The 3,809-nt window shown below is 73.7% G+C and carries 4 protein-coding genes; 1 reads left to right on the forward strand and 3 read right to left on the reverse strand.

Annotated features, from left to right (window positions below; genetic code table 11):
- Nucleotides 1-85 precede the first annotated feature (85 nt).
- Nucleotides 86-301, forward strand: a complete 216-nt coding sequence (locus tag B351_RS0102340) for a hypothetical protein (protein ID WP_019397449.1) — start codon at nucleotides 86-88, stop codon at nucleotides 299-301.
- Nucleotides 302-326: 25 nt separating this feature from the next.
- Here B351_RS0102340 and B351_RS18230 read toward each other — a convergent pair whose 3' ends face one another.
- From B351_RS18230 to B351_RS17925, 3 genes are all read right to left on the reverse strand, one after another.
- Complete coding sequence (locus B351_RS18230; protein WP_407059573.1) at nucleotides 327-1,076, reverse strand: copper resistance protein B; 750 nt, start codon at nucleotides 1,074-1,076, stop codon at nucleotides 327-329.
- A 440-nt stretch (nucleotides 1,077-1,516) separates the two neighbouring features.
- The gene (locus B351_RS0102350) at nucleotides 1,517-3,322 is read right to left on the reverse strand and encodes a copper resistance system multicopper oxidase (RefSeq protein WP_019397451.1); all 1,806 of its coding nucleotides are present in this window, start codon (nucleotides 3,320-3,322) and stop codon (nucleotides 1,517-1,519) included.
- 84 nt (nucleotides 3,323-3,406) lie between these two features.
- A partial coding sequence (locus tag B351_RS17925; protein ID WP_232207882.1) for a hypothetical protein occupies nucleotides 3,407-3,809 on the reverse strand: 403 nt, incomplete at its 5' end.

The raw sequence follows: 3,809 nt of genomic DNA on the forward strand, positions 1-3,809 counted from the left end.
CGGCGGCCGCCGCATCATCCCGGGGCCGGCCGCCGCCACGCCCGCGGGCTGTCGTCGGCCCACTACCGATCGAGGCGCAACCGCCATGAGCCAGCCCGAGGGAGATGAGCTGCTGCTGCATGAACTGCGCAACCGGCTCAACCTGCTGGGATTCGCGCTGCACGCATACCGCCGCGATGGCGACCGGACGCATTTGGAAGACATGGCACAGGCGTACGAGGCCGCAGTCGAACTGGTCGGGCGCCTCGACGCCTCGCGCCGCGCCGGCGTCGGCGAAGAACCCGGGCAGGGCCTCCCCTAGGGGGCCCTGCCCGGGGCTGCGTCGCTCAGAACCACCAGCGCAGGCCGGCGACCCAGTGGGTGTCGCGCGCCTGGCCATGTTCCGCGACCCGGTAGCGGCGGGTATCGCCGAAGCTGCGCTCGTGGACCACGCCGAAGTAGGGCGCGAACCGCGGCGTGGCCGCCCAGCGCAGCCGCACCCCGGCCTCGGCGGTGGACAGGCCGGTACCGATGCCACGGCGCACATCGTCCCGGTCGTGCAGCTCAAGTTCCAGCTTGGGTTGCAGCAGCAGCCGGCGGGTCAGTGGCAGCTCGTATTCGACCTCGGCACGCAGCGCGGTGCGGCCCCCGCTGCCGAGGTAGGCAGTGGCCGCCACCTCGAACTTGTACGGGGCCATGCCCTGCACCCCCAGTGCAGCCCAGGTGCGGCTGTCGCCCGGGGCGAAGTCGTGGCGCACGCCGGCCAGCAGGTCCCACCAGGGACTGATGCCGCGGCCGTAGAACACCTCCAGGTCCGCGGCAAGGGTACGCCCGTCCTCGCGCTCGCCTTCGCTGCGCAGCCACAGGCGCTGCACGTCGCCGCCGACCCAGGCCCTGGCCTCCCAGGCCTGGCCGGTGCCCGGATCCGCATCCCAGCCCTCCAGCCTGTCGAAGCGGACCAGGCTGTTGATACCGCCGCCGTGGGCGTGGCCATGCCGCAACGGGGGAAAGGCCGCGGCGCGGTCGGCGTCGGTCGGGTGCGGGATCGGCTCGCGGGGGGCCGGCTGTGCCGGAGCTGCGCCATGTGCCTGAGGCATGGCATGCGCGGCGTGGTCATGCGGCGGGGTCGCGGCAGGGGCCAGGTCGTCATGGGTGACATGGGCATGGGACGCGCGCTGCGCATGCGTGCCATGCGGGGCCTGTGCAGGCGCAGGCGCAGGCGCGTGGTCGTGGGCTCCGTGCGACGTCGTCGCATGGTTGGCATGGCCGTCGTGCCCGTGCCCGTGCCCGTGCCCGTGTCCGGGGGCATCAGGCGCCGCGGACGTGGCCTCTGCGTGGCCGGCATCCGGGTCGTGCGCGGACGGGCGCGGCGCGGCCCCGGAATGCCCGGCGTGGTGGTCATGAACCGCGGACGCTGGCTGGGCGGACACAGGCCGGCGATGGTCGCCGTGGCCGCCCTCCCGGGCTGCCGCCGGAACAACACCCGGAGGCAGCACGAGCAGGATCGCGGGAAGGATGCGCATCGGGAGCAGGCGCTTCATGCGGATTCCTCCACGCGCACCTCGCGCATCATCCCGGCCTCCATGTGGTAGAGCAGGTGGCAGTGGAAGGCCCAGCGGCCGAGCGCGTCGGCGCGCACGCGGTAGCTGCGGCGGGTGCCGGGCGGCATGTCCACGGTGTGCTTGCGCACCTGGAAGCGGCCCTGCGCGTCTTCCAGGTCGCTCCACATCCCGTGCAGGTGGATGGGGTGGTGCATCATCGTGTCGTTGACCAGCACGATGCGCACGCGCTCGCCGTAGTTCAGGCGCAGCGGTTCGGCCGAGGCGAAGGGCACGCCGTTGAACGACCAGGCGAACTTCTCCATGTGCCCGGTCAGGTGCAGCTCGACCTCGCGGCCCGGCTCGCGTCCATCCGGATCCTCGAACAGGCTGCGCAGGTCGGCATAGGCCAGCACCCGGCGGCCGTTGCCGCGCAGGCCGATGCCCGGATCGTCCAGGCGCGGGCCGGTGGGCGAGGCCTGCATGTCCACCAGCGGATTGCCGGCTTCAGTGGGCGGGTGGACGACGCCGCGTGGCGTGGCCGGAGCATGGCCGCCATGCCCGTCGTGGCCCGCGTGCGCCTGCGCCGCTTGGTGCCCGGCGTGCGCCTGGCCGGTGGTGTCGTGGTGCCCGGTCCGGTGCCTGCCCTGTCCGCCATGGCCCGCGTGTCCGCCATGGGCCATGTCGCCCATGGCCAGCAGCGGACGCGGATCCACCGCCGGCACCGGCGCCGCCAGGCCGTGGCGCACCGCCAGCGTGCCGCGGGCGAAGCCGGTGCGGCCCAGGTCCTGGGCGAAGATCGTGTACGCGTCCTGGCCAGTGGGCTCGACGATCACGTCGTAGGTTTCGGCCGCGGCAATGCGCAGTTCGTCCACGCTCACCGGGTGCACGTACTGGCCGTCGGCGGCGACCACGGTCATCTCCAGGCCCGGGATGCGCACGTCGAAGTGGGTCATCGCGCCGGCGTTGACCAGGCGCAGCAGCACCCTCTCGCCCGGGCGGAACAGCCCGGTCCAGTTGCCCGCCGGCGGTTGCCCGTTGAGCAGGTAGGTATAGGTGTTGCCGTTGACGTCGGACAGGTCGCTGGGCGTCATCCGCATGCGCCCCCACATGCCGCGCTCGGCGAGGGTGGCGCGCAGGCCGTCGCGGCGCACGTCGCGCAGGAAGTCGGTGGCGGTGCGCCGGTAGAGGTTGTCGTACCCGGGCGCCTTCTTCAGCCGGCGGAACAGCGCGTCCGGGGCCAGGTCGGTCCAGTCCGAGAACAGCAGCACGTGCTCGCGGTCGTAGCGGTACGGCGGCGGCTGCAGGGGATCGACGATGATCGGCCCGTACAGCCCGGCCTGCTCCTGGAACAGCGAATGGCTGTGGTACCAGTAGGTGCCGGACTGCTTCAGGGTGAAGCGGTACAGCCAGGTCTCGCCCGGCGCGATGCCGTCGAAGCTCATGCCCGGCACGCCGTCCATGTTGGCCGGCAGCAGGATGCCGTGCCAGTGGATCGAGCTGGGGACGTTGGGCAGGCGGTTGTGCACGCGCACGCTGACCGTGTCGCCCTCGCGCCAGCGCAGCAGCGGCGCCGGCACCTGGCCGTTGACCGCCACCGCCGGGCGCGGGCGGCCGGTGATGTCGAGCAGGGTCTGGCCGATGGCCAGGTCGAAGTCGTGGCCGCTGAGCACGGCCGGGGTCATGGCCAGCGCGTTGCCGCGCAGCAGGCCGCTGCCGGCCACGCCGGCCAGGGCCAGGCCCTGGACGAAGCGGCGGCGCGCCGGCGAAGCCGGCAGGAAGGAAGCATCCCGGGACGGGGACATGGCGAAGATCCGCTGGGGGCGCCGTGGGGCGCACGCGAAGGAAGCGCGACGCAGGGGCGTCGCACCGGTGGCTTGCGCGTGGCTTCAGGCGATGGGAGGTCGTCGCGGTGGCACGGGTACCCGACCGGGATCGCCGCATTCCGGAGCAGCCGGCGGCGCGGCGGCGGTGGATTTGCCGATGGCACAGGCCGGTGGCGCGGGGGCGGCGGCGGCCAGCGGGCAGGCACAGGCCAGGCCGCAACCGCCGGTGCCGCCGCAGCCGCCGTCCTCGCAGCAGTCGCCGGCGGACGGGGCCGGCATGGCAGGGTCGCCGTGGGCAGGCGCCGCGGTGGCGCCGGCGTCGTGGCAGCCGTGCATGGCGTCCGCGTGCGCCGCGCCCGCGGACGGCGCCGGGGCATGCATGGCCTGCGCAGGCAGTCCTCCCGCCAGCAGGCACAGGAGCAGCAGCAGCGCGGACAGGCGGGGCAGGAAACCGGGCATGGTCGGG

This window comes from Pseudoxanthomonas sp. GW2 (assembly GCF_000283075.1).
In the GTDB taxonomy this organism is placed as follows: Bacteria; Pseudomonadota; Gammaproteobacteria; order Xanthomonadales; family Xanthomonadaceae; genus Pseudoxanthomonas.